The sequence below is a fragment of the Gemmatimonadaceae bacterium genome (assembly GCA_035533015.1).
In the GTDB taxonomy this organism is placed as follows: Bacteria; Gemmatimonadota; Gemmatimonadetes; order Gemmatimonadales; family Gemmatimonadaceae; genus JAGWRI01.
This window is the reverse complement of the sequence record DATLUQ010000013.1, coordinates 25,762-51,633: the sequence shown is the minus strand read 5'-3', so window position 1 is coordinate 51,633 and position 25,872 is coordinate 25,762. Positions and strand designations below refer to the sequence as shown.

General features: G+C 66.5%; 21 protein-coding genes and 1 tRNA gene. 1 reads left to right on the top strand and 21 read right to left on the bottom strand.

Features of this window, described 5'->3' with window-relative positions; all coding sequences use genetic code 11:
* Positions 1-927 carry a BadF/BadG/BcrA/BcrD ATPase family protein gene (locus VNF92_02370; protein ID HVA56708.1) on the top strand — a complete coding sequence of 309 codons (927 nt, stop codon included), beginning with the start codon at positions 1-3 and terminating at the stop codon, positions 925-927.
* Here VNF92_02370 and VNF92_02365 read toward each other — a convergent pair whose 3' ends face one another.
* The 21 genes from VNF92_02365 to VNF92_02265 all read right to left on the bottom strand — a co-directional run bounded on the left by VNF92_02365 (position 928) and on the right by VNF92_02265 (position 25,737).
* The gene (locus tag VNF92_02365) at positions 928-2,274 is read right to left on the bottom strand and encodes a dicarboxylate/amino acid:cation symporter (protein ID HVA56707.1); all 1,347 of its coding nucleotides are present in this window, start codon (positions 2,272-2,274) and stop codon (positions 928-930) included. It abuts the gene before it with no gap.
* Positions 2,271-3,833: an amino acid permease gene (locus VNF92_02360; protein HVA56706.1), complete on the bottom strand. Its 1,563-nt coding sequence runs from the start codon at positions 3,831-3,833 to the stop codon at positions 2,271-2,273. Before VNF92_02360 ends, VNF92_02365 begins: the two co-directional genes overlap by 4 nt.
* A gap of 40 nt (positions 3,834-3,873) precedes the next feature.
* Positions 3,874-6,405 carry a sodium-translocating pyrophosphatase gene (locus VNF92_02355; protein ID HVA56705.1) on the bottom strand — a complete coding sequence of 844 codons (2,532 nt, stop codon included), beginning with the start codon at positions 6,403-6,405 and terminating at the stop codon, positions 3,874-3,876.
* Between the two features lie 74 nt (positions 6,406-6,479).
* Positions 6,480-7,994, bottom strand: coding sequence for an amino acid permease (locus VNF92_02350; protein ID HVA56704.1), 1,515 nt, complete (start codon positions 7,992-7,994; stop codon positions 6,480-6,482).
* A 228-nt stretch (positions 7,995-8,222) separates the two neighbouring features.
* Positions 8,223-9,077 (bottom strand): hypothetical protein, encoded by an 855-nt coding sequence (locus VNF92_02345; protein HVA56703.1) that lies wholly within the window; start codon positions 9,075-9,077, stop codon positions 8,223-8,225.
* A gap of 176 nt (positions 9,078-9,253) precedes the next feature.
* Positions 9,254-9,697, bottom strand: coding sequence for a biopolymer transporter ExbD (locus tag VNF92_02340; protein HVA56702.1), 444 nt, complete (start codon positions 9,695-9,697; stop codon positions 9,254-9,256).
* The gene (locus tag VNF92_02335; GenBank protein ID HVA56701.1) at positions 9,697-10,182 is read right to left on the bottom strand and encodes a biopolymer transporter ExbD; all 486 of its coding nucleotides are present in this window, start codon (positions 10,180-10,182) and stop codon (positions 9,697-9,699) included. Before VNF92_02335 ends, VNF92_02340 begins: the two co-directional genes overlap by 1 nt.
* Positions 10,183-10,212: 30 nt before the next feature.
* A complete protein-coding gene (locus VNF92_02330; protein HVA56700.1) occupies positions 10,213-10,950 on the bottom strand; it encodes a MotA/TolQ/ExbB proton channel family protein in 738 nt (245 codons plus the stop codon).
* Between the two features lie 67 nt (positions 10,951-11,017).
* Complete coding sequence (locus tag VNF92_02325) at positions 11,018-11,728, bottom strand: energy transducer TonB (GenBank protein HVA56699.1); 711 nt, start codon at positions 11,726-11,728, stop codon at positions 11,018-11,020.
* A gap of 135 nt (positions 11,729-11,863) precedes the next feature.
* Entirely contained in the window at positions 11,864-13,375 is a 1,512-nt protein-coding gene (locus VNF92_02320; GenBank protein ID HVA56698.1) for a HAMP domain-containing sensor histidine kinase, read from the bottom strand.
* 25 nt (positions 13,376-13,400) lie between these two features.
* Positions 13,401-14,069 (bottom strand): response regulator transcription factor, encoded by a 669-nt coding sequence (locus tag VNF92_02315; protein HVA56697.1) that lies wholly within the window; start codon positions 14,067-14,069, stop codon positions 13,401-13,403.
* A gap of 3 nt (positions 14,070-14,072) precedes the next feature.
* Entirely contained in the window at positions 14,073-15,425 is a 1,353-nt protein-coding gene (locus tag VNF92_02310; protein ID HVA56696.1) for a sigma-54 dependent transcriptional regulator, read from the bottom strand.
* Entirely contained in the window at positions 15,422-16,966 is a 1,545-nt protein-coding gene (locus tag VNF92_02305) for an ATP-binding protein (GenBank protein ID HVA56695.1), read from the bottom strand. Before VNF92_02305 ends, VNF92_02310 begins: the two co-directional genes overlap by 4 nt.
* A gap of 134 nt (positions 16,967-17,100) precedes the next feature.
* Positions 17,101-17,574 carry a peroxiredoxin gene (locus VNF92_02300; GenBank protein HVA56694.1) on the bottom strand — a complete coding sequence of 158 codons (474 nt, stop codon included), beginning with the start codon at positions 17,572-17,574 and terminating at the stop codon, positions 17,101-17,103.
* A gap of 105 nt (positions 17,575-17,679) precedes the next feature.
* Positions 17,680-17,752: transfer RNA gene (locus tag VNF92_02295), tRNA-Ala, on the bottom strand.
* A 128-nt stretch (positions 17,753-17,880) separates the two neighbouring features.
* On the bottom strand, positions 17,881-19,206 hold the full coding sequence (locus VNF92_02290; protein ID HVA56693.1) for a hypothetical protein: 1,326 nt from the start codon (positions 19,204-19,206) through the stop codon (positions 17,881-17,883).
* Entirely contained in the window at positions 19,203-19,943 is a 741-nt protein-coding gene (locus VNF92_02285) for a cytochrome c (GenBank protein ID HVA56692.1), read from the bottom strand. The genes VNF92_02290 and VNF92_02285 overlap by 4 nt, the downstream gene beginning before the upstream one ends.
* Positions 19,933-20,433 (bottom strand): DUF3341 domain-containing protein, encoded by a 501-nt coding sequence (locus VNF92_02280; GenBank protein HVA56691.1) that lies wholly within the window; start codon positions 20,431-20,433, stop codon positions 19,933-19,935. Before VNF92_02280 ends, VNF92_02285 begins: the two co-directional genes overlap by 11 nt.
* Positions 20,433-21,839 (bottom strand): NrfD/PsrC family molybdoenzyme membrane anchor subunit, encoded by a 1,407-nt coding sequence (gene nrfD, locus VNF92_02275; protein HVA56690.1) that lies wholly within the window; start codon positions 21,837-21,839, stop codon positions 20,433-20,435. The genes VNF92_02280 and nrfD overlap by 1 nt, the downstream gene beginning before the upstream one ends.
* A 12-nt stretch (positions 21,840-21,851) precedes the next feature.
* A complete protein-coding gene (locus VNF92_02270) occupies positions 21,852-24,962 on the bottom strand; it encodes a 4Fe-4S dicluster domain-containing protein (protein HVA56689.1) in 3,111 nt (1,036 codons plus the stop codon).
* A gap of 88 nt (positions 24,963-25,050) precedes the next feature.
* Positions 25,051-25,737 (bottom strand): cytochrome c3 family protein, encoded by a 687-nt coding sequence (locus tag VNF92_02265; GenBank protein ID HVA56688.1) that lies wholly within the window; start codon positions 25,735-25,737, stop codon positions 25,051-25,053.
* Positions 25,738-25,872 lie beyond the last annotated feature (135 nt).

Genomic DNA, 25,872 nt, shown 5'->3' with positions numbered 1-25,872 from the left:
ATGACGGCATACGTAATCGGCATCGACGGCGGGGGCAGCAAGACGACCGCGCTGCTGGCGGACGAGCAGGGCCACGCCATCGTGGAAGTGACGGGCGTCGCGAGCGCCGTACGCTCGGGGGGCGTGGACGCGAGCGCTGATGCCATTGCGGCCGTGGTGCGCAGTGCGCTGGCCCAGGCCGGCATTGACGAAACGCCGCGCGTCGTGTGCGCGGGGGTTGCCGGCACGGGGCGCGAGGCGCTGCGGCTCGAACTCTGGGAGGCGCTCACGGCGCGCCAGATCGCCGACGAGGTCGTGATCCATACCGATGTCGCGGTGGCGTTCGACGACGCGTTCCCGCACGGCCCGGGCATTCTCCTGCTCGCCGGCACAGGCTCGGTGGCTCTCGGGCGCGGCCCTACGGGAGCCACGGCGCGGTGCGGCGGCTGGGGCCCCGACTTCGGCGACGAAGGCGGTGGCGCCTGGATCGGGCGGCGCGCGCTCTCCATCGTGGCTGCGGCGAGCGACGGCCGCGAGCCGGAGACGGCGCTCACCGGCGCCATTCTCACGGCCACCGAGTCGCCCGACGTCACCGACCTGATCAGCTGGGGCGCCGATGCGTCGCCGGCCAGGCTGGCCACCCTGGCGCCCGTGGTGTTCCAGGTGGCCGACACCGGCGACCTCCGGGCCAATGCGCTGCTCGACATCGCCACGGAAGAACTGGCGCTCCATGCGCGCGCCCTGGCCCGGCAACTGTTCACCGACGAGCGGGCCGCCGTGCCGATCGCTCTCACCGGCGGATTGCTCGGCGCGCGGATGCCGCTGCGCAAGCGACTGACCCACCGTCTGAAGCACGCGGTGCCCGGGGCGCAGGTGCGCCTGGACGAAGTGGTGGGAGCGCGGGGGGCGGTGCGGTCGGCGATGCACTTCCTGGGCAACGCGGTGTAGCTAGGCCGCGCGCCGCTCCGTTCCCGCGGCCGGCAGTTCCCCCTCGACGCGCGCCATCACCGCCGACGCCAGGCAATTGCCCAGCACGTTGATGGACGTGCGCGCCATGTCCATGAATGCGTCCACGCCGAGCAGGATGGCCACACCCTCGAGCGGCAGGTTGAACTGGGTCAGTGCCCCGGAGAGGATCACGAGCGCGGCGCGCGGCACACCGGCCACGCCTTTGCTGGTGAGCATCAGCGTGAGCATCATGACGATCTGCGTGCCCACCGTCATGTGCACCCCGGCGGCCTGGGCCACGAACACCGAGGCGAGCGCCAGATACAGCGTGGTGCCGTCGAGATTGAACGAGTAGCCGGTGGGGATCACGAACGCCACGATGCGGCGCGGCACCCCCATCTCCTCCATGCGCTCCATGGCCAGCGGCAGCGCGGCCTCGGACGAGGCGGTGGTGAACGCGATGAGCCACGGTTCCTTGACCGCGGCGACGAACCGCCTGATCGGCACCTTGAACACCAGGGCCACGGGCAGGAGCACGGCAACGGCGAAGATGATCAGCGCCGCGTACAGCGAGAGCACGAGCACGGCCAGTTGGCGCAGCACGTCCATGCCGCTCGTCCCCACGGTCACCGCGATCGCCGCGCCGATACCGATGGGCGCGAATTTCATCACGATGCCCGTGAATTTGAACATCACCTGGGAGAGCCCGTCGCAGAACGCGAGCATGGCGCTCTTGGCGCCGCCCGACGGCACCTGGGAGAGCGCCACGGCGAAGATGATCGCGAAGAAGACGATCTGCAGTACTTCGTTGTTGGCGGCGGCCTCGAAGAAACTCTGCGGCACGGTGTGCACGAGGACGTTGCTGAACGTGGCGTGCGTGCCCGTCAGCGCGCTCTCGGCCGCAGCGTCGGGAGCGCCCAACCGCACGCCGGATCCCGGCTTCACGATGTTGACCACGGCGAGCCCCACCACGAGCGCCAGCGTGGTCACGACCTCGAAGTAGATGATCGACCGGAGGGCGAGCTTGCCCACGCGTTTCATATCGTCGCCATGGCCGGCAATGCCGACCACCAGCGTGCCGAAGATGAGGGGCACGATGAGCGACTTGATCATGCGAAGAAAGAGCGTCGCCCAGATCTTGAGATCGGGGGCCGCCCACCCGTGCTGCGCCCTGGCGCTCTCGGGATACGCCCATCCGATGAAAATGCCGACGACCATCGAGATGAGGATCCACTGCGAAAGGCTGATGCGGCGGAGGAAGCTGCGGCGCGCGGGCGGCGCCGTCGGAACACCGCCGGGGCGATGCCCGCCCAGCGGCGTCGGCCCCTGCCCCGCGCCATCCGTCACGCCCGGTCGCCCCGCGCCGCTTCGCGGAGGCGCAGCGTGGAGTGGGTGTAGCCGTAGGTGAAGTAGAGGACGAGTCCGATCACCAACCAGACCCCGAACCTGATCCAGGTGATCGTCGGCAGCTGCCACATCAGGTAGAAGCAGGCGACGATCGAAATGAGCGGAGTGAGGGGCACCCAAGGCACGCGGAACGGCCGGTAGCGGTCTGGCTCGAGGCGGCGCAGGAAGATCACGCCGGCCGACACGAGCACGAACGCGAAGAGCGTCCCGATGTTGGTGAGGTCCACCACTTCCGCGATATTGGCGAAGGCGGCGAAGGCGGCCACGAAGATGCCGGTGAGGATCGTGCCCACGTACGGCGTCTTGTACTTCGGGTGAACCTTGGCCAGCACTGGCGGCAGCAATCCGTCGCGCGACATCGAAAAGAAGATGCGCGGCTGGCCGAGTTGGAAGACGAGCAGCACGCTCCCCATGGCGATGACGGCGCCGAGTGACACGATGAACCGCGACGCGTTGATGAGGGCCGCCGGGCCCTGGGCGAACTGGAGCGCCGTGATCATCGGCTCCGCCGTCCCGAGCGTCTTCCACGGCGCCATGCCCGTCATGACGATCGAGATGGCGATGTAGAGCACCGTGCAGATGACGAGGCTCATGATGATGCCGAACGGCATGTCCTTGGGCGGATCCCTGGTCTCTTCAGCGGCCGTGGACACGGCGTCGAAGCCGATATAGCTGAAGAAGATGATCGCCGCCGCGGCGCTGATACCCTTGACGCCGTTGGGATTGAATCCGCCGGTGGCCGGGTTGGTCCAATTGTGCGGGTGGATGAGGAAGATGCCGACGCCGATGAAGAACAGGATGATCGCCACCTTGAGCAGCACCATCGCGTTGTTGGCGTCGGCCGATTCCTTGATGCCGATCACGAGAATCACCGTGATCAGGGCCACCACGAGCACGGCCGGGAGGTTGACGATCACCGGAATGCCGAACGGGTGCGGCGCCGCCGTCCATGCAGAGGCGAGGTATTTCGTGGTGGCGTCCACGCCGGACGCGCCTGCCGAGGTCAGTTGATTGAACGCGTCGTGCGCCGACCGGTAGTCGGTGGCCGTCCAGGCCGGGAGGTTGATCCCGAAATGGCCCACCAGTTCGCGGAAGTACCCGGACCAGCCGATGGCCACGCCGATGTTGCCCACCGCGTACTCGATGATCAGGTCCCAGCCGATGATCCAGGCCACGAACTCGCCGATCGACGCGTACGCGTACGTGTACGCCGAGCCGGATACCGGCACCATGGCCGCGAACTCGGCGTAGCACAGCGCCGCGAAGCCGCAGGCCACGGCGGTGAGGATGAATGAGAAGATGATGGCCGGGCCGGCGCCGGGACGGAGGGAGTCGCCGACGATCGCCGTGCCCGTGGTCGCGAAGATGCCGGCGCCGATCGTGGCGCCGACGCCGAGCGCCGTCAGATGCCATTTGCCGAGCGAGCGCTTGAGCCCGCCGTGCTCGGCGACGTCGGCCTCGAAATCGGCGACCGACTTCCTCGCGAACAGCGAATTCATACCGAGGGTCGCCTCCGGCGCCGCGGCGAACCGGCGTACATCACGCCGGCTCCACCTCGATGCGCATGCGGTAGAAGGAGCGCCAGATGAAGACGAGGGCGACCAGGAAGAAGGCCGCGGCGAATCCACGGGTGAACATCGCGCCGCGCTGGGCCGTCATCGACACCGCGAGCTCCACGGCCAGGAGGCCGAAGAGCGTCGTGAACTTGATGATCGGATTGAGCGCCACCGACGAGGTGTCCTTGAACGGATCGCCCACCGTGTCGCCGACCACCGTCGCCGCGTGCAGCTCCGTGCCTTTCTGCTTGAGGGTCACCTCGACGATCTTCTTTGCGTTGTCCCAGGCGCCGCCGGCGTTGGCCATGAAGATGGCCTGATACAGCCCGAACACCGCGATCGAGATCAGATAGCCGATGAAGTAGTACGGCTCCACGAATGCGAAGGCGAGCGTGGCGAAGAACACGGCGAGGAAGATGTTCCACATGCCCTTCTGGGCGTACTTCGTGCAGATCTCCACCACGGCCTTGCTGTCCTTGACCGACGCCTTCTCGGTGCTCTCGAGATTGATGTTGGCCTTGATGTATTCCACCGCGCGGTAGGCGCCGGTGGTCACGGCCTGGATCGACGCGCCCGTGAACCAGTAGATGATGGCCCCGCCCGTGATCAGACCGAGCAGGAACGGGGGATGCAGCATCGACAGCTTGTCGAGGTTCTGCGTGAGGCCGGCCGTGAGCGCCACGATGATCGAGAAGATCATCGTCGTGGCGCCGACCACCGCGGTGCCGATGAGCACCGGCTTTGCCGTGGCCTTGAAGGTGTTACCCGCGCCGTCGTTCTCCTCGAGCAGGTGCTTGGCACGCTCGAAGTTCACGTCGAACCCGTACTGGCTCTTGAGATCGGCGGCGATGTTGGGGATCTGCTCGATGGTCGAGAGTTCGAACACCGACTGCGCGTTGTCGGTGACCGGACCGTAGGAGTCGACGGCGATGGTCACCGGCCCCATGCCTAGGAAGCCGAACGCGACGAGGCCGAAGGCGAACACCGCCGGCGCCAGCATCAGCATGTCGAAGCCGTGGAGGCTGACCATGTAGCCCGCGCCCATGAGGGCGACCATGGTGATGCCCATCCAGAACGCGCTGAAGTTGCCGGCCACGAGGCCGGACAGGATGTTGAGCGACGCCCCACCCTGTTTGGACGATTCCACCACTTCGGCCACGTGCTTGGAACTGACCGACGTGAACACCTTCACGAACTCGGGGATGATCGCGCCCGCGAGCGTGCCGCAGGTGATGACCGCCGACAGTTTCCACCAGAAAGTGGGGTTGCCGCTCAGGTCGGGAATCACGAGGTACGACACGAGGAACGTGAGGGCCACCGAGATGATCGACGTGAGCCACACCAGCGACGTGAGTGGCGCCTCGTAGTTCATGTCGTCGGCATGCTGGTACTTGGCCCTGGCGAACGATTCGTTGACGAGATACGAGATGCCGCTGGCGATGATCATGACGATGCGCATCACGAAGATCCACACGAGGAGCTGGATCTTGACGGTCGGATCCTTGACCGCGAGCAGGATGAACGTGATGAGCGCGACGCCGGTCACGCCGTACGTCTCGAAGCCGTCGGCGCTCGGGCCCACCGAGTCGCCGGCGTTGTCGCCCGTGCAGTCGGCGATCACGCCGGGATTGCGCGCGTCGTCTTCCTTGATGTTGAAGACGATCTTCATGAGGTCGGAGCCGATATCCGCGATCTTCGTGAAGATGCCGCCGGCGATGCGGAGCGCCGAGGCGCCCAGCGACTCACCGATCGCGAAGCCGATGAAACACGGCCCCGCGTAGTCGCCGGGCACGAACAGCAGGATGAATAGCATCATCGTCAGTTCGACGCTGATGAGCAGCATGCCGATGCTCATGCCCGCGCGGAGCGGAATGGAATAGCACGGGTACGGCTTGCCCTTGAGCGAGGCGAACGCCGTGCGCGAGTTGGCGAACGTGTTCACCCGGATACCGAACCACGCCACGCCATAGCTGCCGGCAATGCCGAGCACGCTGAAGGCGAGAATGATCGCCACGCGCAGCGGCTCCATATGCTGCAGCACGCCGAAGTACAGGATCATGACGAGCCCGATGAAGACTTCCAGAATCATCAGGAACTTGCCCTGCGTGATCAGGTAGGTCTTGCACGTCTCGTAGATCAGCTCCGACACCTCGCGCATCGACTCGTGCACGGGAAGCCGCTTGAGCTGGTTGAAGATCGTGATGCCGAACACGAAGCCAAAGGCGCAGACGATCAGCCCGTACATCAGCAGCTTGTGGCCGGGCGTGCCCAGGAAATTCACGGTCGACAGGTCGGGAACCTTGAGGTTGGCCTCGCCACCGGCCTCCTGCGGAGCCGGCGTTGCGACGGCAGCCGCCGGCGGCGCGGCAACGACGGCGGTGGGGGGCGCCGCCACAGCGGCGCCCGGCGTCTGGGCGTGCGCGGCCGGCGCGGCGAGACTTCCCGCGACCACGGCCAGCAGCAGCGCCATCAGCAGGGGTAGGGCACGGCGAAATACGGTGTCCATCCGATGCATCGTTGTCGTTCTCCAAGTTGACGGGCAGAGGCCGGCCGCGGCGAAACGCTGCGGCCGGACATAGGGCACGGCAGTCATGCGGCAGGCTTCTCCACCGCGCGCCAGAGGAAATACACAGGGACGCCGACGGCGACGATCACCAGGCCGGAAACCGCCTCGGTCCGGGATTGCGGCGACATCAGAATTAGAATCATAACCCCCGCCGCCATGGCGAGGTACAGTCCCGGGACGAACGGATATCCCAGTACCCGGTACGGACGCTCGGCGTCGGGCCGCTTGGCCCGGAGGATGAACAGACCCGCCGTGGTCAGCACGTAGAACACGAGGTTCGCAAAGATCACGTAGTTGAGCAGCTGCCCGTACGTACCACTCAGGCAGAGGGCGGCCGTCCAGACGCTCTGCAGCACCAGGCCCACCGCCGGCACACCGCGGCCGCTCAGCGTGCCCGCCGCTCTGAAGAACAGCCCATCGCGCGACATCGCGTAGTACACGCGGGCCCCGGCCAGGATGAGCCCGTTCATGCAGCCGAACGTCGAGATCAGAATGCCGATGGCCATCATCGTGCCGCCCGCCGACCCGAACATCTGCTCCATGGCCGCCGTGCCGACCCGATCCTGCGTCGCGGCGGTGATCCCGCGGGCAAGCGAGGTGGCGCCTGCGGGATCGCCGTGGAAGGGCAGCACACTCAGATACGACACGTTGGTCAGGAAGTACAGCAGCGTCACCAGCCCCGTCCCCATGATCAGCGCGCGCGGCAGATTGCGCTGGGGATTCTTCACCTCGGCGGCGGCGAAGGTGACGTTGTTCCAGGCGTCGCTGGAAAAGAGCGACCCCACGAACGCGGCGCCGAACGCCACAACCCAGGCGCCGGTGAGGTCCACGTGGCCCCAGAAATTCCCGTGGCCGAAGTTGGCGGCCAGCGCCGTGGCATTGCGCCCGATCGTGAGGCCGAGGCCCATGAGCAGGATCAGCACCCCGGTCTTCACGATGGTGAGCGAGGTCTGGACGAACTTCCCCTCGCGCACGCCGCGCAGATTTACCCAGGTGAGGACGGCGATCGCCACGAGCGCGACGAGCCGCTGGGCAGAGAGTCCGAATTGGATGGCCGTGGACGGATCCGAGCATCCCAGCCAGGCCGCGCACACGTCCAACTGCGGAAACCAGCCAAACCGGTCGGGCGAGATGCTGGGGGCGAGCACGCCGAGGAACTTGCCGAACGCCACGCCCACGGCGGCGATCGTCCCCGTCTGAATCACGGCAAACAGGGTCCATCCGTACAAAAAGCCCACCAGGGGGCTCATGGATTCGCGCAGAAAGATGTACTGTCCGCCCGCTCGGGGGAACATCGCGGCGAGTTCCCCGTAAGTCAGCGCGCCGAAGCAGGTCATGACCCCCGTGAGCAGCCAGGCCATGAGCAGCCAGCCGGGCGACCCCACCGAGCGGCCCATGTCGGCCGAGACGATGAAGATACCCGACCCGATCATCGCCCCGGCCACGAGCATCGTGGCATCGGTAAGCGTGATTGCCTTCACGAAGCCGGTGGGCGCGGGCGCCGATGACTCGTCGTGCTGGGCGGTCACGTTCGTCATGCGAATCCCAAATGGATGTGGGAGAGCGGCCGGCAATCGGGCCGCGCCGGGAGGCGGGAAGCCGCGGAATTATAACGTCTGGTGCGGGAGGATGGAATACAAGGACCCACAATAGGTTAGCGGGCCCAGAAACGGCGCGCAGCGTCTCCGAACGGCAAGCGGTGAGTCGCCGGCGATCCGCAGTCAGCTCTCGGTTCTCGGCCGGCTGTGATCAGGTGCCGCCGGTGCTCAATAGAGATCGACGACGATCTGCGCCTTCATGTGCACCGGAGTCCCGTCCGGCGTCGTCCCGGGCCGGAACTTGAACGAGCGCAACACATCGGTGAGGCGGCGGTTGTACCCGCGATCCCGGGTCGGCGTGAAATCCATGTTCAGTACGCGACCGGTGGAGTCAACGTCGAATTCCGCCACCAGATGGAAGCCCTTCACGTCGTCGGGAATCGGATAGGGTGGCAGGAAGACCTCAATGGGCTGCGGCGGATAATTGGCCTGCGTTCCGCCCCCAGTGCCCGGGCCAGTGCCCGAACCGCGGCCGGTACCGACGCCGGACCCTGTGCCCCCGCCCCGCCCCGGCCCGTTCCCCGACGACCCATCATGTCCCGAACCGCCACCTGTGCCGAGCGTCGATGCGACGTCGAGCGGTTTGGCGGCCGGCGCAGCTGTCGTGGGCACCGGCGAAACCGCTTCCGGAATGACCACGGGCTTCGGCACCGGCGGCACGACCACCGGCTTCGGTTTGGGGGGCGGGGGTTGGACCGTGGCGGCCCGGGGCACCGGAGCGGGCGTCACTGAGATGTACTCCAGGTGCTCGGTCTGCCGGCGCGTCTGCCCTCCGGTGCCCCCGCGGCCCCCTCCTCCGCCTCCGGCGGGCCCCGGGCCGCCCGCCCCCTGGGCAATCTCCGCAATCGGGTGGTGGGCAACGTAGGGAACGAGGATCAGATAGATCACGAGCAGGTGGATGAGCACCGACACGACCGCACCGGCTCGGCGGTTCTCGCGCGCTTCGGGCAGCCCGACCGGCGGCCGGTAGGCCGGCCGCTCGGAATGCGAGGGCGGGGTCTGGTCGGTGCGGGAAGGCGTCATGATGTGTGGCGGGAGCGCTGGGCGTCGCTCACTCTGAATGGTAATACGACCGGGCGGCCGGAAAGGGTTCGTCGACCGGCGAGCGCGGGTGCCGAGCGCTCATTGCCGGCCAAACGCACAGCGGCCGACCCATTTCGGATCGGCCGCCGTGAGGTCGTGCTGGTACGAGGGTGGCGTCAGTCCTTACACGTGCCCGGAGTGCCCTGTCCCGGCGCATCCTTTGGCGGGACGCCGATCACCTTGACGCCGGCGCCGCGCGCGATGTCCATGGCATCGATCACGTCCTGGACCTTCACCTTGGGATTGCCCGAGATGAAGATGATCTTGTCCGGCCGTGGATCGAAGATGTCGTGCAGTTCCTGCGCCAGCTGATCGTGCGTGATGATCTTGCTGTTCACGGCGTAGCAGCCGTTCGTCCCGACCTCGAGCACGATCTGGTCGGAATTCGGATTGGCCGGAGCTGCCGTCGGATTGGGCTGCGGGAGCTGCAGATCGATTGCTTTCCGCATGGTGGGCAGCGCCGCCATGAAGATGATCAGCAGCACGAGCAGCACGTCGATCATCGGGGTCACGTTGATCTCGTTGCTGAGACCGCCCGACCCGCCCGTTGACATGGCCATTAGTTGCCTCCTCCCGGCGGGAGCGGCGGGGCGTCCTTACTGTCGCCGGGCACCGTCGACACCGTGTGCGGCTTCTGGTCACCGATCATGGCGATGACGACCACGCCGTTCTTGGACGCGAGGTCCATGAGGTCGAGCACCTTGCCGTAGTCCAGGTTCTTGTCGGCCTTGATGTAGAGCACCTTGTCGTCGCGGTCGGGTGCGGTGTAGATGGCGTTGATCGCCGCCCCGATCTGCGTGTATTCGATCGGCTTCTTGTCGAGGTAGTAGTGGCCGTCGACGTCGATCCCGAGCACGTGGTCGGAATTCGAGTCTTCGGGATGATCCCTGATGTTCTGCGCTTCGGGCGGGGTTGCGTTGAACCCCGCCAACAGGGCGGGCGTGACCACCATGAAGATGATCAGCAGCACCAGCATGACGTCGATCATCGGCGTCACGTTGGGCGTGCTCTGAACCGCGCCCCCACTGGTTGGTGAGAAGGCCATGGGCCTGACTCCTAGTTCGAAGGGACGGGCTTACTGCTTGATCGGAGCGCCGGCGCTGGTGGACGCGTTGAATTCACGCGTGAACCGGGAACGGCCGAACTCGCCCGACACGCCCTTGATCAGGTAGTCGATCATCTCCTTCGACACGTACGTCATTTCCGCGGTCAGATTGTCGATCTTGGTCGTGAAGTAGTTGTACGCCCACACGGCCGGGATGGCGACGATGAGGCCGAACGCCGTGGTGATCAGGGCCTCGGCGATACCGCCGCCGATGGCGGCCAGACCGCCGGACCCGGAGACGGCCATGCCCGTGAACGCGTTCACGATACCCATCGTCGTCCCGAGCAGTCCGACGAACGGCGCGGTGGCGCCCACGGTGGCGAGCACGGCGAGGCCGCGCTTGAGGTTGGTGATCTCGAGGAGCATGTTGCGCTCCACGGCGCGTTCGGCCGAGTTGATGTCGGCCACGGTCACGGAGCCGTCCTGGATGAGGGGCTTGACCTCACCGAGCGCGCCGCCGAGCACGAGGGCGACGTGCGATTTCTTGTAGCTCTCGGCCAGGTTGATGGCCTCGGTGAGGTTGTCCTCCTCGAGGAACTGCGAGAATTCGGGCGCGAACTTGATCGTTTCCTTCTGCGCGCGCCGCAGGTTCCACCACTTGGAAACCATGACGGTGAGCGAGTAGATGGACATGAACGCCAGGATGAAGACGATCCCCTTGGCGAAATTGCCCATCTGGTGCCAGAGGCCAAGCAGTGAGACATCCATGGTTCGACGAGCTCCGGTAGAAAGGATGCGGGTGAGCGGCCGCCACCAGACGGCGGCCGCAGCGAGACTAATGAGTGTTCAGCGTGAACTGGAAGGGCTGCTGGACGAGTTGCTTGACCTTGTGCCCCCCAATCTCGGCAGCGTAGAAACGGTAGTCACGGAGCGCGTTCTTGACGGCTTGCACGAACAGGTCGTGGGTGGACTTGATCACCTTGAACGTGCTCATGTCCGCGCGACCGTTGGTGTCGACAACGAACGACGCGATGACCTCGCCTTCGACATTTGCCGATCGGAGCACGTCGGGGTAGTGCGGCGGCTGATTGCCGGGCGCCATCTCGACCTGCTTCTCCACCTGGAACGAGAAGAACGTGGTGCCTTCATTGATCGGCGTGCCGCCGACGACGCCCTTGGCGATACCACCCGCCACACCCTTGCCGCTGAAATCCGCGGCGTTGGTGACACTCTTGGAGAGGTCGATCTTGGGAAGGACGTCGGGAATCTTGATCGGGGCCGTCAGCACCTGGAAGCCTTTGGGCGGTGGCGGCGCAGCGACCACGTCGGGAGGCGGCGCCGCGACCTTCTTGGGCGGCGGCGGCTCCTTCTTCTCGACCTTCATGAATTCGACCTTCTCGGCCCGGACTTTTTCGATCTGCTGGCCGGCCTGGAGCGTACCGTAGACGGCGCCGCCGATGAGCGCGGCGTGAATCACGACACTCAGCGCCATGCCCCCGGGGGTTCGCTGCTTCTTGGCCTTCGACTCGATGAGATTGTTGAACATGATGCTCGGGAATCCTGCCTGAGGGGAGGACTGCTCGGAGCTTGCCCGGGGTAAGCTACGACCTCATCTGGAGAGCGGAATGGTCTTCAGATTAAAAGTCGATGAAGCGGCCGTTAGAAAGCCATGGCCCCCACATCATGCCTCTGGAGCGGCGGCGGCGCCGGGTTCCGGGGCCGGTTCCGTTTCGACGAGCATGGGCAGGAGCACGGTGAATACGCTTCCCCGCCCCAAGCGCGACTGCACGCTGAGCGTGCCTCCATGGGCCTGCACGATCCACTGCGCGATGGCCAGCCCGAGGCCGAACCCGCCGCGCTCCGTGGCCCGGGAGCGCACCCGGTCGGCGCGCCAGAACCGCTCGAACACGTAGGGCAGGTCCGCGGCCGAAATCCCGAGCCCGGTATCGCGCACGGCAAACGCCACCGCGTTGTTGTTCCGATGACTCAGCGTCATCTCCACCTTGCCGCCGCGGGGCGTGTACTTGATGGCGTTGGTGACGAGGTTCAGGAACAACTGGCGGAGGCGGGCCGCGTCGCCGAGCACCACCGCGTCCTCGACGAGCGGCAGTGTGACGACGAGGCCGGCGTCCTCGCCGAGAATCGTGGCCGTCTCGGTCACGTCGCGCACGATGGGCTCGAGGTGGATGGGCGCGCGGTGCAGGTCGAACCGGCCCTCGTCGGCGCGGGCCAGCGTGAGGAGGCTGTCCACCAGATCAGCCATGCGGGTGATCTCCTGGATGGCCTCTTCCAGCGCCACGAAGCGGTCCGCCTGTGGTGTCGTGGGGTGCATGGCGCGCTCGACGTCGGCGCGGAGCACGGTGAGCGGCGTCTTGAGTTCGTGACTGGCATCGGCGGTAAACCGGCGCAGGGCGCCGAACGAGGCCTGGAGGCGCGCGATCATGCGATTGAGCGTCTCGGCCAGGCGGCCCAACTCGTCGTCGGCGTTTTCGGTCGGGAGCCGGCGGTGGAGGCTGCGACCGTCGGTGATCGCCTCGACTTCATTGATGAGGAGGTCCACCGGTTTGAATGCGCGCCCGGCCAGGTAATACGCTGCGGCGAGCGAGATGAGCAACACCACCGGGGCGAGCAGGAGCATCGTGCCGACGAGCAGCTGGGGGGCCAATTCGGCGGTCGAGGTGGGGAGGCCAGCGACGATGCGCGAGATGTTGGGCCCAGTGGCGGTATCCGAATCGGCCACCACGAGAAGGTGCGTCTCGAACAGCGTGTCCTGGGTCAACGGGACGACGGCCGAGGGACCGTTGGCGGTGAGCGTGCGGCCGACCGTGTACACCGTGTCCTGGTCGCGGTGGCTGAACAGCTGCAGCGTGGTGGACGAGTAGAGCAGCCGGTCCTGCGGATCGACGAGCAGGAAGAAGCCGGGCACCTGGTCGAGCTCCTCGGCCATGGCCTTGGTGGGCTGGATGACGGGGCCGGTGAGCGGGTTGACCAACACGGTCGTGAGCACGCGGCCGTTTCGCTGCGCGTTGACGATGGTCTGCAGCACGAGGTCCGCTTCGGCGTGCGCCTGGATCGCCAGCTCGTCGTTCGCGGCGAGGCGCCGCCCGAAGTAGAGGGCCGCGCTGAACGCGATCATCGTCGCGAACAGCAGGCCCGCGTAGGCCGTGGTCAGCCGCGTGCGCGTGCTGTACATGCGGGGGGGCCGGCGGGGCCGGCGTTCAGGCCTTGACCATGTAACCGACCCCGCGCACGGTGGTGATCAATCGCTGCTGCCGACCGGCGTCGATCTTCTTGCGCAGGTGGTTGATCACCACGTCCACGATGTTCGTTCCGGGATCGAAGTGGTATCCCCAGGCGTACTCGGTGATGAGGGTGCGGCTCATGACGCGTCCCTGGTGACGCATCAGGTATTCGAGAACCGTGAACTCCTTGGGGGTGAGTTCGATGACCTTGCGACCGCGGTGCACCTCGCGCGTGCCGAGATCGAGTTCGAGATCGGCCACCTGGAGGACGGGCGAGGCGATGGCCCGCGGGCGCCGGGCCAGCGCTTCCACGCGCGCCAGCAGCTCTTCGAACGCGAACGGCTTGGTCACGTAGTCGTCGGCGCCGGCGCGCAACGTGGCGACCTTGGCGTCCACGGCGTCCTGCGCCGTGAGTACGAGCACCGGCCGCGTGAAGCCCCGGTCGCGCAGCGATTGCAGCACCTCGAGCCCACTCTTGCCAGGCAACCGCATGTCGAGAATCACCAGGTCGTAGGCCTCGGAACTGGCGCGGCGTTCGCCCTCCTCGCCGTCGGGGACGAGGTCCACCGCCCATCGCTGCTCTTCAAGGCCGCGCTTGACGTGCTGGCCCACCGTCGGGTCGTCTTCGATGACGAGAATACGCATGGGTCAGGTCCGCCGTGGCCGTTGCAGGCCGTACTCGCGGATCTTGCGGTAGAGCGTCTTGGGCGAGATGCCGAGGACATCGGCCGCCTGCCCCTGGTGCCACCCCATGTGGGCGAGCACCGATTCGATGTGTCGCCGCTCCAGGTCGGCCAGCGACACCCGGCTGCCCGGCAGGCCGGGCGCCGTCCGGGCCTGCGTGATCGGCAGATCGGCGGCAGCGAGCACCGGACCGCGATGCAGGAGGAGCGCGCGCTCGATGACGTTGCGCAACTCCCGGATGTTGCCCGGCCACTCGTACGCCTGCAGCATCTCCACGGCATCGCTGGCCAGGGTGGGCGCGCCCTGGCCCCGGAACCGTTGGAGAAAGTGCTCGGCGAGCAGCGGGATGTCCACCGTCCGCTCGCGCAGCGGCGGGAGCGCTACCGTGATGGTGTTGATGCGATACAAGAGATCGCCGCGGAACTGGCCTTCGCTCACCAGCGTCTCGAGATTGCGATTCGTGGCCGTGACGAGCCGCGTGTGGATCTCCACGCGCTGCATGCCGCCGGCACGGAAGTAGCTTCCGTGCTCCAGCGCGCGGAGCAGGCGGCCCTGCATCCGCGACTCCAGCTCGCTCACCTCGTCCATATAGAGCGTGCCGTTGGTGGCCATCTCCAGGAAGCCGATCTTCCTCTCTGCGGCACCGGCGAAGGCGCCGCGTTCGTAGCCGAAGAGCTCGGTCTCGAGGTTCTGGTCGGAGAGCATGGCGCAGTTGAGATCGACGAACGACCCCAGGCGGCCCGACAGATGGTGGATGACCCGGGCGAGCAGGTCCTTGCCCGTACCCGACTCCCCGGTGATGAGCACGGGGGCGTCGCTCGGCGCGGCCTTCTCGATCACGTCGAGCACCGCCTGCATGGGGGCGAAGCGCGTCTGGACGATAGGCGCGCCATCGATGCGCGACAGGCGATGGTGCAGGAACTGGTTCTCGCGCGCGAGCTGACGCTTCTCCCACGCCCGCTGCACGAGGACGTCGATCTCGGCCATGCGGTACGGTTTCGTCATATAATCGTACGCGCCGAGTTTCATGGCGGCGATCGCGTTGTCGATCGTGCCGTTGCCCGTGATGATGATGATCTCCGGCGGCGCCGGGTCCTCGCGCACCTGCCGCATGACTTCGAGGCCGTCCAGCTCGGGCATCACGATGTCGAGCAGCGCAACGTCGAACGAATCGGTGCGGATCGCGTCGAGCGCCTGCCGCCCATTGGACGTCACGCGCACCGAATGGCCGCGCCCGCTGAGATATGACGCGAGGATCTCGGCCAGTCTGGCTTCGTCCTCGGCGATCAGGATGCGAATGCCCGGGTCCTGGTTCATCGATCTTCCCCTGCGGCCACCGGCAACAGCACGCGAAACACGCTGCCGCGTCCGAACGCGCTGTTCACTTCCAGGCGTCCTCCGTGGTCGGAGACGATGGAATAACACACCGAGAGGCCGAGCCCGGTGCCCCGCCCCACGGGTTTGGTCGTGAAGAAGGGCTCGAAGATGCGCGGCAGGTCGGCGCGGCGGATGCCCTCGCCGTGGTCCTCGATCTCGATCATCGCGTCGCCACTGGGCGTCGTGCCGGTGCGCAATCCGATCGTCCCCTGGTCGTGCATGGCGTCCATGGCGTTCAGGAGCAGCGCCATCAGCACCTGGATGAGCTGCTCGTCGTTGCCGACGACGGCCGGCACGTCGGGCGCCAGCGAGACGTCCACGTGCAGGTTCTTGAATCGCGCGTGGTGGCCGAGCAGGAAGAGCGTCCGCCGGACAATGTCGTTCACGGCCACCGGTTCGCGATGGGCGTGGGTGGGCCGGCTGAAATCGAGCACTCCGTTCACGATCGTGCTGCAGCGGTGCACCTCGTGGGCGATGAGGCCGAGCACGGTGTGCAACTCCTGCACCAGCGCGTCGCCCGCCACCCGGCCATCCTTGACCCGCAGGCCGAGGGACTCGGACGCGGCGGCGATCGTGGCCAGCGGATTGTTGATCTCGTGCATCACGCCAGCGGCGAGCGTGCCGAGCGCGGCGAGCTTCTCCGCCTGGGCGATGCGCGCTTCGGCCTGCTTCCACTCGGTGATGTCCTCACCGATCGTGATGGCGTGGGAAATCTCCCCGCCATCGCCGCGCATCGGGATCTTGGTCAGGCGGTACACGCGCGGTTCGCCGGTGGCGCTCGACTCGGTCTGGAACTGCTGGATCGCGCCCGTGTGGAACAGCTCCTCGAACTCCTCGCGGAGGACATCGGCGGGCTGCCGGTGCAGGACGTCGAAGATCGCGTGCCCCAACACCTCCGTGCGCGCCACGCCCTGCAGGCCGGTCTCCCGCTTGCTGTTCCAGGCGCGGATGCGGTAGTCGCGATCGATCACGTACAGCCCCACGGGAAGCGCGTCGACGATGCGCTCGAAGAAGGCGCGCTGCGCTTCGATCGCGCGCGTGCCGGCGGCCACGGACTCCTCGAGCTGGCGCGCACGCTGCGACTGAACGAGGATCGGCGCGAGCACGCCGGCCACATCGCCCAACAAGTCGCGCCCTCCCGCGCCGGGATCACGCCCGACCTTCACCACGAGCAACCCCACGGGGCGTTCGCCCACCCGCATCACCACGACATACGGGTCGCCCCCGGGTCGCCGCCGGGCCTGGACGCCTCGCGCGGCCTCGGCCGTGAACCCGTCGCGCCCGGTGGCCCAGGCACGCCGCCACACGCCAGCGTCTTCCATCCAGATGCTTGCCCCCACGGCCCGCAGTTCGCGGCACACCACCCGGAGCGCTGCCGGGATGGCCTGATCGAGCCCGGCGCCGCGCGCGAACGCCCTCGTGACGCGATGCAGAGGACGATCGGTGAGGGACGCCGTGGCGGAAGGTGGGTTGGGCGGCAATAACGAGCGGGGTGCGCGGGGCAGCTGACGGCTCCGTGGGGAAGGAAAGCCCAACATACGGAGCGGAAACCGAGCGGTCAAGTTGACCGAAAGCCACTGCCGTTTGCCGACTCTGTAGCACTCCTGCCACGCGCCTATCCGAGTTTGGAAATCTCGGCGAAAATCTCCGAATTCTGGCGGCGGTCGCTCGGTTTTGCCTCGACGTGTGCCCATCGGATCACGCCCCATGCGTCGATCAGGAAGTAGGCGCGATTGGAGTAGAAGCGATCTTCTCTGAGAGTCCCGTAGAGGCGCGATACGTCGCGCTTGAAGTCGCTCAGCAGGTCGACCTTCATGCCATGCTTGTTCTTGAACTCGCGCAGGGAGTCCACCGAGTCGACGCTGATCGGATAGACCGTGACACCGGCGGCCGCGAACCGGTCGTAGTCGTCGCGGATGTCGCACAGTTCGGCGGTGCACGTGCTGGTGAAGGCGAGCGGGAAGAAGGCCAGGAGCACGGGCCGCCCGCGGAGGGACGACAGGGTGACGCTCGAGCCGGCCGTCGAGGCGAGGGAGAAGTCGGGCGCGGTCTGGCCAGCGGTGGGGATGGGCAATACGGAAATCGTCATAGCACACGCGACCGCGAGCAGGGAACGTGACGGACCGTCACGGGCACGAGGCCCGCCGGCCCAGGAGCCGTGGTCCTCGTGCGCGGATACTCATGGAAGGGGAAGTGGAGCGTAAGGGGCTCGAACCCTTGACCCCCGCCTTGCAAAGGCGGTGCTCTCCCAGCTGAGCTAACGCCCCAGTCATGACAAATATAAAGCGCATGGCAAGTACAGCGCTGGGCCGCTACGGCGCAACGGCAAGCAGCGAGGAAAAGGAAGGGCCCGGCGGTGCCGGGCCCCTCGAACGGCGGAGTTCCTCTTACCCTCCTACTCATGCGCCGGCAGCGGCTCCATCGTCTTCGGGTCCACGGGAACCTGCACTTCGTCGCGGTACTCGGACGTCATGAAGGTGAGGCGCATGCGGGGGAAGGCGTCCATGAATTTCGCGTAGCACAGGCCCCAGAGGCCGAGATAGAGCGCGCCGACGCCGATTTCCCACATGCCGAACGGCGCCGTGGCGGTCACACCGTACGCCGAGGGATAAACCTCGATATAGCGCATGAGCCAGAGGCCGACGAGGCTGCACGTGGCGAACAGGATGTGCGTGGGCAGGTACATCTTGGCGGTCTTCGAGATCAGCCCGAAGAACGGCAGCACGAACACCAGCCAGATCGAGGCGAGGGTGATCACCTTCCACGGATGGATGAGCCGCAAGCGCATGAAGAACGTCTGGTCGCCCATGTTGCCGTACCAGATCACCAGGTACTGGCCGAAGGTCAGATAGCCCCAGAAGGCGGTGAACGCAAAGCAGAGTTTGCCGATATCGTGAATCTGTTGCTCGGTGATCAGGTCGTCGGCGCCCAGGTACCGCCGCCACGCCATGACGATCATCGTGAACGCCATGAGCGCCGAGAGCCACGCACCCATGAAGAACCACCAGCCGTACAGGTCGCTCTCGAAGTGCATGGACAGGTTCATCGACAGGTCCCAGGCGAGCACCGACCACCCGAACGCGAAGAAGATCACCATGGCCACGGCGATCTTGCCCTGGACGGAGTGCGTGGAGTGGATCTCGCGGCGCTCCTCGCCGAAGCCGCGGCGCATGCGGGCGCGGATGCCGGCCGCCCACCCCGCCCCGCTCTCGGGGATCTGTCCTACGTCGAGCCGCACCGATTTGTACACGAACCAGAGCGGCAACACGGTCAGGAACGCGAAGGCCACGATATCGCGAACGGTCTGGAACAGCGGGCTGTAGTAGAACGCCTTTTCCGGATTCGGATACCCGCCGTGGGCCCACGGGAAGATGTGTCCCTTGCCCAGGAACAACGAGATGAGCAGAAATACGAAGGCGACCGGCAGAAAGGCGACGTAGCCTTCGAGCATCCTCACCACCGGACGCGACCAGCGGGCGGTGGTGATGCGCTGGACGGCGACGATGGTCGCACCGCCGGACGAAACGCCGGCAAAGAAGAGCCAGTTGAAATGCCAGGCGTGCCAGGCACGGTCGGGGTCGACGAACAAGCCAGCAATGAACACCGCGGCGCCGATGGCCGTCAGGGCGAGGCTGACCGTGGTGAGCGACCTGGGCAGCGGCTTGCTGGTGGCCGCGAGGAGTTCGTCGCGCGTCGGGACGTGCGGTTCGTGGAGGCTCACAGTTGCCCTCCCTGCTTCGTGGTGTCAGCCGGCGTTCCGACCACGGCGTGCTGCACCGAATCGAGCGTCATCATCGCCTGCGATCCGACCTGGTGATAGTAGGGCGCGGGCCGCGTGGGGCCCATCTGCGTGACGCCCGGCAGCGTGGTGCCGGTCTCGCCCGGTTTGCCTACGGGTCCCGTGGCCACCGTCACGCCCGGGAACTTGCCCTGGAGCGCGCGAACGTAGTTCACGATGTCCCAGCGGTCGGGCTCCTCGATACGGTTGTAGGTCGGCATGACGCCGCGTCCATTACGGATCATACCGAAGATGTAGCCATCGGAGAGCGACTTGGCCTGATCGGACGTGAGCGGCATGGGCACCATGCCGTACTTGGTCGCCACGCCGTCGCCCGCCCCCGTGTACCCGTGGCACACGGAGCAGTTGATGGCGAAGTACTTGTGGCCGTTGGCCAGCGAGCGCGCGTCCGGCGGAATGGGATTCACGAGTCCCGACATCGAATCGATGGACGCCGGCAGGTGTCCACGGCCATAGATGAATCCTGGCGCCACGGAGCCGTACACCGACACCGAGTTCTGCGGGTTGGCCCGCGCCGGAATCGTGTCGGCCTCGCTCTGCCACGGGTGCCAGCTCGGCTGGCGTTTGAAGTCGCTGAACCAGGAGCACCCGGTGAGCACGACCGCGGCGTAGCCGAAGGCCGCCGCCCGCACGAAATGGCGTCGGAGGTCAGCGCTCATGCCGCACCTCCTCCGCGCCGTGGCGGCGCATGAGATCGGCCGCGGCGTCGGCCCGGTCGGGCGTCGTCTCGACCCACACGCCGAAGTGCCCCCCGCTGAACCGCGGGTCGTAGCCCACGGTCATCGTGAGCCGCGGCAGGCGCGAATTGGCGAACATGCCGATCACGGTGGCAAGCGAGCCCACGAGCACCATCACCTCGAATCCAAAGATCGTGTACGGCACCCAGGCGACGATCGCCTTGCCGCCCACGACGAGTGGCCAGTAGCGCGAGATCCACACCCAGATCCAATACCCGAACGTGCAGCCAAGCACGCCGCCGATGAGCGTCCAGCGCCGCACGTGGCTCTCCGGACGCGCCAGCACCTCGTCGAACTCGTGGTGCGGCGTGGGAGTATAGACCGTGATCTCCCCGAACCGCTCCTTCTTCAGGTCCTCCACCGCGTGCACGGCGGAGTCCAGTTCATGAAAGGCCGCGATGACGCCTTGCATCAATGGGCCCCTCCCTCAGCGGCGCCTTTCAGCCGCGCCGGAATGAGTTCCTTGAACTCGGAGATCGCCATCACCGGCATCTGCTTGATGAACAGCAGGAACCACATGAAGAACCACCCGAAACTGCCGAGCAGGATGCAGTAGTCGACCCACGTGGGCGCGTAGGTACCCCACTGCCAGGGCTCGAACTCGTGCGACAGCGATGGGACGATGATCACGAACCGTTCGAACCACATCCCGATGTTGATGAAGATCGAGAGGATGAACAGCCAGGTCGGGTTGCGGCGCAGCTTCTGCGAGAACAGCGACAGCGGAAGCATGCAGTTGCAGGTGAGAATGATCCACTCGGCCCAGGCCCACTGACCGAAGGCGCGTTGCCACCAGTATTCCTGCTCGAAGCTCGTGCCGGCCAGCCACCCCATCTGGAACTCGGTGAGGTAGGCGAGCCCCACGACCATCGACACGAACAGGCACATCTTGGCCGCGGCGTCGAGATCGTTGAGCGTGATGTAATGCTCGAGCTTGAAGAACTTGCGCATCGGGATGACGATGGTGAACACCATCCCGAGGCCCGAATAGATCGCGCCGGCCACGAAGTACGGCGGGAAGATGGTCTCGTGCCAGCCCGGCATGTTGGCCATGGCGAAATCGAACGACACGACCGAGTGCACGGACAGCACGAGCGGCGTGGCGAAGGCCGCCAGGAACAGGTACGCCCGCGCGAAGTGGCGCCACTCCTTGTCCGAGTTGCGCCATCCCAGCGAGAGCGTGGCGAACAGCCGCTGGCGGATGGGGTTCTTCTCGCGGTCGCGCATCACGGCGAAATCGGGGATCAGTCCCACGAACAGGAAGGTCGCCGACACGGTGAGGTACGTGAGAATCGCGAATACGTCCCACACCAGCGGGCTCTTCGGGTTGGGCCAGATGAACCGCCAGTTCGGGTACGGGATCAGATAGAAGAACTTCCAGGGGCGCCCGAGGTGCAGAATCGGGAACAGGCCGGCGGTCATGACCGCGAACACGGTCATCGCTTCGGACACCCGGTAGATGCTGGTGCGGAAGCCGGCGCGGAACAGATAGAGGATGGCGGAAATCAGCGTGCCGGCATGACCGATACCGACCCAGAACACGAAGCTGACGATGTACACGCCCCACATCACCGGGGGCTGGTAGCCCGCCGCCCCGAGGCCTGCATATATCTGGTAGGTCCAGGTCGCCGCCCCGATGAGCATGCACAGGATGGCGAGCGTGAGCAGCACGAACCACCCCAACGTGGGGCGCATCGTCGCGATGATCTCGCGATCGACCTGTTCGTAGCTCTTGATCGCCGGGAAATGGACATCCGCCGAAGCGACGTTGGGACCCAGCTCCTCGGCACCCGGGAAGGGCGCTGCAGTCGTGGCCATGCCGTGCCCTCCTTAAGCGTTACCCGCCGTTGCCGGCGAGGGATGGTTGACCTTCTTCAAGTAGACCACCGCGGGGTAGGTGTTGATTTCCTTGAACACGGTATAGGCGCGTCTGTCCTCGATCAGCCGGTTCACCGACCAGCGCTCGTCCGCCGCGTCGCCGAACGTGATGGCACGGGATGGACAACTGGCCGCGCACGCCGACGTGAACTCATCGGGGATGAGCTCGCGATGCTCCAGCGTGGCGCGGCTTTCGGCGGCGCGGATGCGCTGCACGCAGAACGTGCATTTCTCCATCACACCCTTGCCGCGCACCGTGACCTCGGGATTGAGTTGCCAGTTCAGCGGGTCGGGGAACGCGTACTGCCGGCGATCCTTCTCGCCGTACCCGAACCAATTGAAGTAGCGCACCTTGTACGGGCAGTTGTTGGAGCAGTAGCGCGTGCCCACGCAGCGATTGTAGACCTGGATGTTGAGCCCGTCCGGCGAGTGATACGTCGCGAAGACCGGGCACACCGGCTCGCACGGCGCGTTGCCGCACTGCTGGCACAGCATCGGCACGACGCGGCCCTCGAACTCCTCGCCGAACTTGGCGTCATCGGCACCCTCGAAGTACCGCTCGATGCGAATCCAATTCATCTCGCGGCCGCGGACCACGTTATATCCGGTCTTCTGCACCGCGTAGACCGTGGCGTTCTGCCAGTGCGCGCCCACCGTGGGAATGTTGTTCTCGGCATAGCAGGCCGTGACGCACGCCGAGCAGCCGGTGCATCGCGCCAGGTCGATCGTCATCGCCCAGCGCCGCTTGGCCATGCCGAGCGGGTTCTTGGGATCGTACATCCCGAGGTGCGTGCCGGAATCGGCCGCCGTCGGCGCGCCGAGCTCTCCCTGCGCGTCGGCCGCGACGGGCGCGCGCATGCCGGGCAGGTAGTCGTGCGACACATCCCCGGGCAGCGGCACTTCGGTGGGACCCTCGGCCTTGCCGCTGAGCAGGTCGGTGATCGAGATCGCCTGCGCGATTCCGCGACCGTGTTGGCGCGCCGATCCTTCGGTGGAGGGGATGACCTCGCTGTCACCCGTCCTGGTGAGCGAGGCCTTGGTCGCCGTCCACACGAATCCACCGGCCGCGTCGGAAGCGCCCGGCATGAGATCGAACGGATTCACGCCCACGTTGCGCGCGTACCGCCCGTACCCCCACTGGATGTCCCGCGTCGCATCCTGGTGTGTCGGATCCCAGGCCGCGATCGGCGTGGCCGAGCGATGCCCCTGCCCCAGCGGAATGGCGATCGTGTCGAGCCGCACGCCGAGGTACAGATACGCCGGCGCCTTCACCGTCCCGTCCGCCGTTTTCACCTCGACGATGTCGCCGCGCTCGATGCCGAGCCGCGTGGCGGTCTCGGGATGGATCTCGACCCACGAACTCCACACGATCTTGGCCACCGGGTCGGGAAGTTCCTGCAGCCACGGGCGGTTGGCGCCGCGTCCGTCACCGAGTAGCGGATGCGGGTACGTGATCAGATAGAAGTCTCCCGACGCGGAATCGAGCGCGGGAGCGTTGGCCGCCGCGGTTGCGGCGGGCGTCGCGCGCACGGGCATCGTGCCCGCCGAGATGCCCTTGGGCAATCCCGCCGCGAAGGCCGCGGGGCCCCCGACGAAATGCGCCATGAGCCACGACCGGTAGTCTTTCTGCGGGAACCTGGCCGCCACCGTGGGATCCTTCTGGGCCAGCACGAGCATCACGTCGCCGGCGCCCCGCGTGCCGGTGAACACCGGGTCCATCGTCGGCTGCTGCAACCCGAGGGTGCCCTTCACCGGCTGCGCGTCGCCCCAGCTCTCGAGCGAGTGCAGGTCGGGCAGCACGAGGTCGCACAGTTCCACCGTTTCGTCGGGCTGCGTGGCGAACGCCACCTTGAACGGCACCTTGGCGAACGCCTCGGCGAAATGGAGCGACGCGGGCAGATAGTACGCCGGGTTCGTGCCGCGCACGAATGCCAACGGGACGTTGCCGCCGCGCATATCCTCCACGGCATCGGCCAGCTCCGTGTAGCGCGAGATGCCGTCGAACGCGGTAACCGGCTCGGCGGGCAGAACCGTCTTGCCCACGTTGCCCAGTGACTTGTTGAGGTCGGCCACCGCCAGTGCGAGGTCGAGCGCATTGCCGGTGCGTACGCCCGAGACGATGAGGCTCGGCGTGGCCGAGGCGACTTCTTTGGCGAGCGCGCCGATCACGTCGGCGCTCACGCCACTCGCCTCTGCGGCCTGGGACGGCGACAACTTGCCCTGAAGGGCCTGCGCGATGGCCAGCTCGGAGCCCGGTTTGCAGGGAATCCACTGGTCCGAGTTGAGCCCCGTGAGTGTGCGCCGGGGGCCGATGTACACGGCGCGCGGCGCCGTGGCGATGTTGGCCCTGGCGTCGGCAAAGTCGAGTTGCTGCGGCACGGAGGCGCCCCAGCCGTCGAGGAAGTCGGCGCCGAACGACACGACGAGCCGCGCAGCCGTGAACGCCAGCCGCGGCCATGACACGCCGTACGCGCGGCGGTTGGCTTCCATGGCCGCCTGGTCGGCCTCGAAGTCCACGCGCACGTGGGGCTTCATGCCGAACGCCGCCAGCCACTGATCGACGAAGTCGGGGAAACTGCCGCTCTCGTGCTGATTCAGGAAGACCGCGCTGCCCGCCGCGTTGCGGCTCCTGGCCTCCCCCAGCTTCTGGCTCACCAGGGTGAGGGCATCGTCCCACGAGATGGCCGTCCATACGCCGCTCTTCTTGACGAGCGGCGTGCGCAAGCGGTCGGGGTTGTAGAGTGCCTGGAGCGCCGACTGGCCCCGAGCGCAGATCGCGCCGCGACTGGTAGGATGGTCGGGATTACCCTCGAGTTTGATGGTGCGCCCGTTGAGCGTCACGGCAATGACGCCGCACGCGGCGGCGCACTCACGACATGTGGTGGCGTAGTACGTGGCGACCCCCGGCACCGTCTGATCCGGCGACACGAGATACGGAATCAGCTTGCCGGCATTCTCAGGGCTACAGCCGGCAGCACCGACGGCGGCGCCACTCACCCCAAGGATTTTCAAGAAATCCCGGCGCTTGACGCCCTTCCCCTTCGGTTCCGAAGCCTTGCTCATGAAGTTGTCCTCGAACGGCGAACGGCGCGCCGGGCGCGCGTCAGGATGCAGATCAGCGAGCGGGAGCCACGCATCAACGGGGCGGTCATCAGTAGTGGCAGACGGAACAGTCGTAACGCGCCTTCGTGCGCGCCGAATCGGGCGTGGCCGCGGCGGACATCTTGTAGCCGGCCGGCAGGACCGCGCGGCCCTGTGCATCGGCGACCATCGACGTCATCGCCTCGCCCTGGGCCGGGTCGTAGCCGTTCACGTGGCAACTCACACACCACCCCATGTTGAGCGAGGCATACTGGTACACCTTGGCCTCGGTCTGGATGGGCCCGTGGCAGGTCTGGCAGGTGACGCCTGCGTTGACGTGGCGCATGTGCGGAAAGTGGACGTATTCGGGCAGCTTGTGGATGCGCACCCACGGGATGGGCTTGGCGCTGGCGAGCTTGGCGGGATATCCGGCGTAGTCCCACAGCTTCTGGATGCCGGCGCTCTTGCGCGCCGGCCCGAGGTCGCTGGCCGGCCGGTCGGGCCCGATGATCGAGTGGCACCCCATGCACGTCGACACGGCGGGGAATCCGGGATCGGGCGACTTGTTGGCCGTGTAATGACAGTAGACGCAGTTGATGCCCAGTTTCCCGACGTGCACCGCGTGCTGGAACGGGATGGGCTGCGTGGGCGAACTGTTCTGCGACGACGACGCGCCGCTGTATGCGGAGAGCATCACCGCCCCGGTGGCGAGCGCGATCAGCCCCGGGATGGCGGTCCACTTCCTGCGCTTGGTCATCGCGATCGGGTGCGGAAGGGTATCACGTGGAAAACGGAAGCCTTGTGAATGGGCGAGGCGATATTGTGAACAAATTCACAAGTCTGCGGGCGACGGAAAAATTTCACCGTGGCAACGGATTCGCGCAAGTATTGT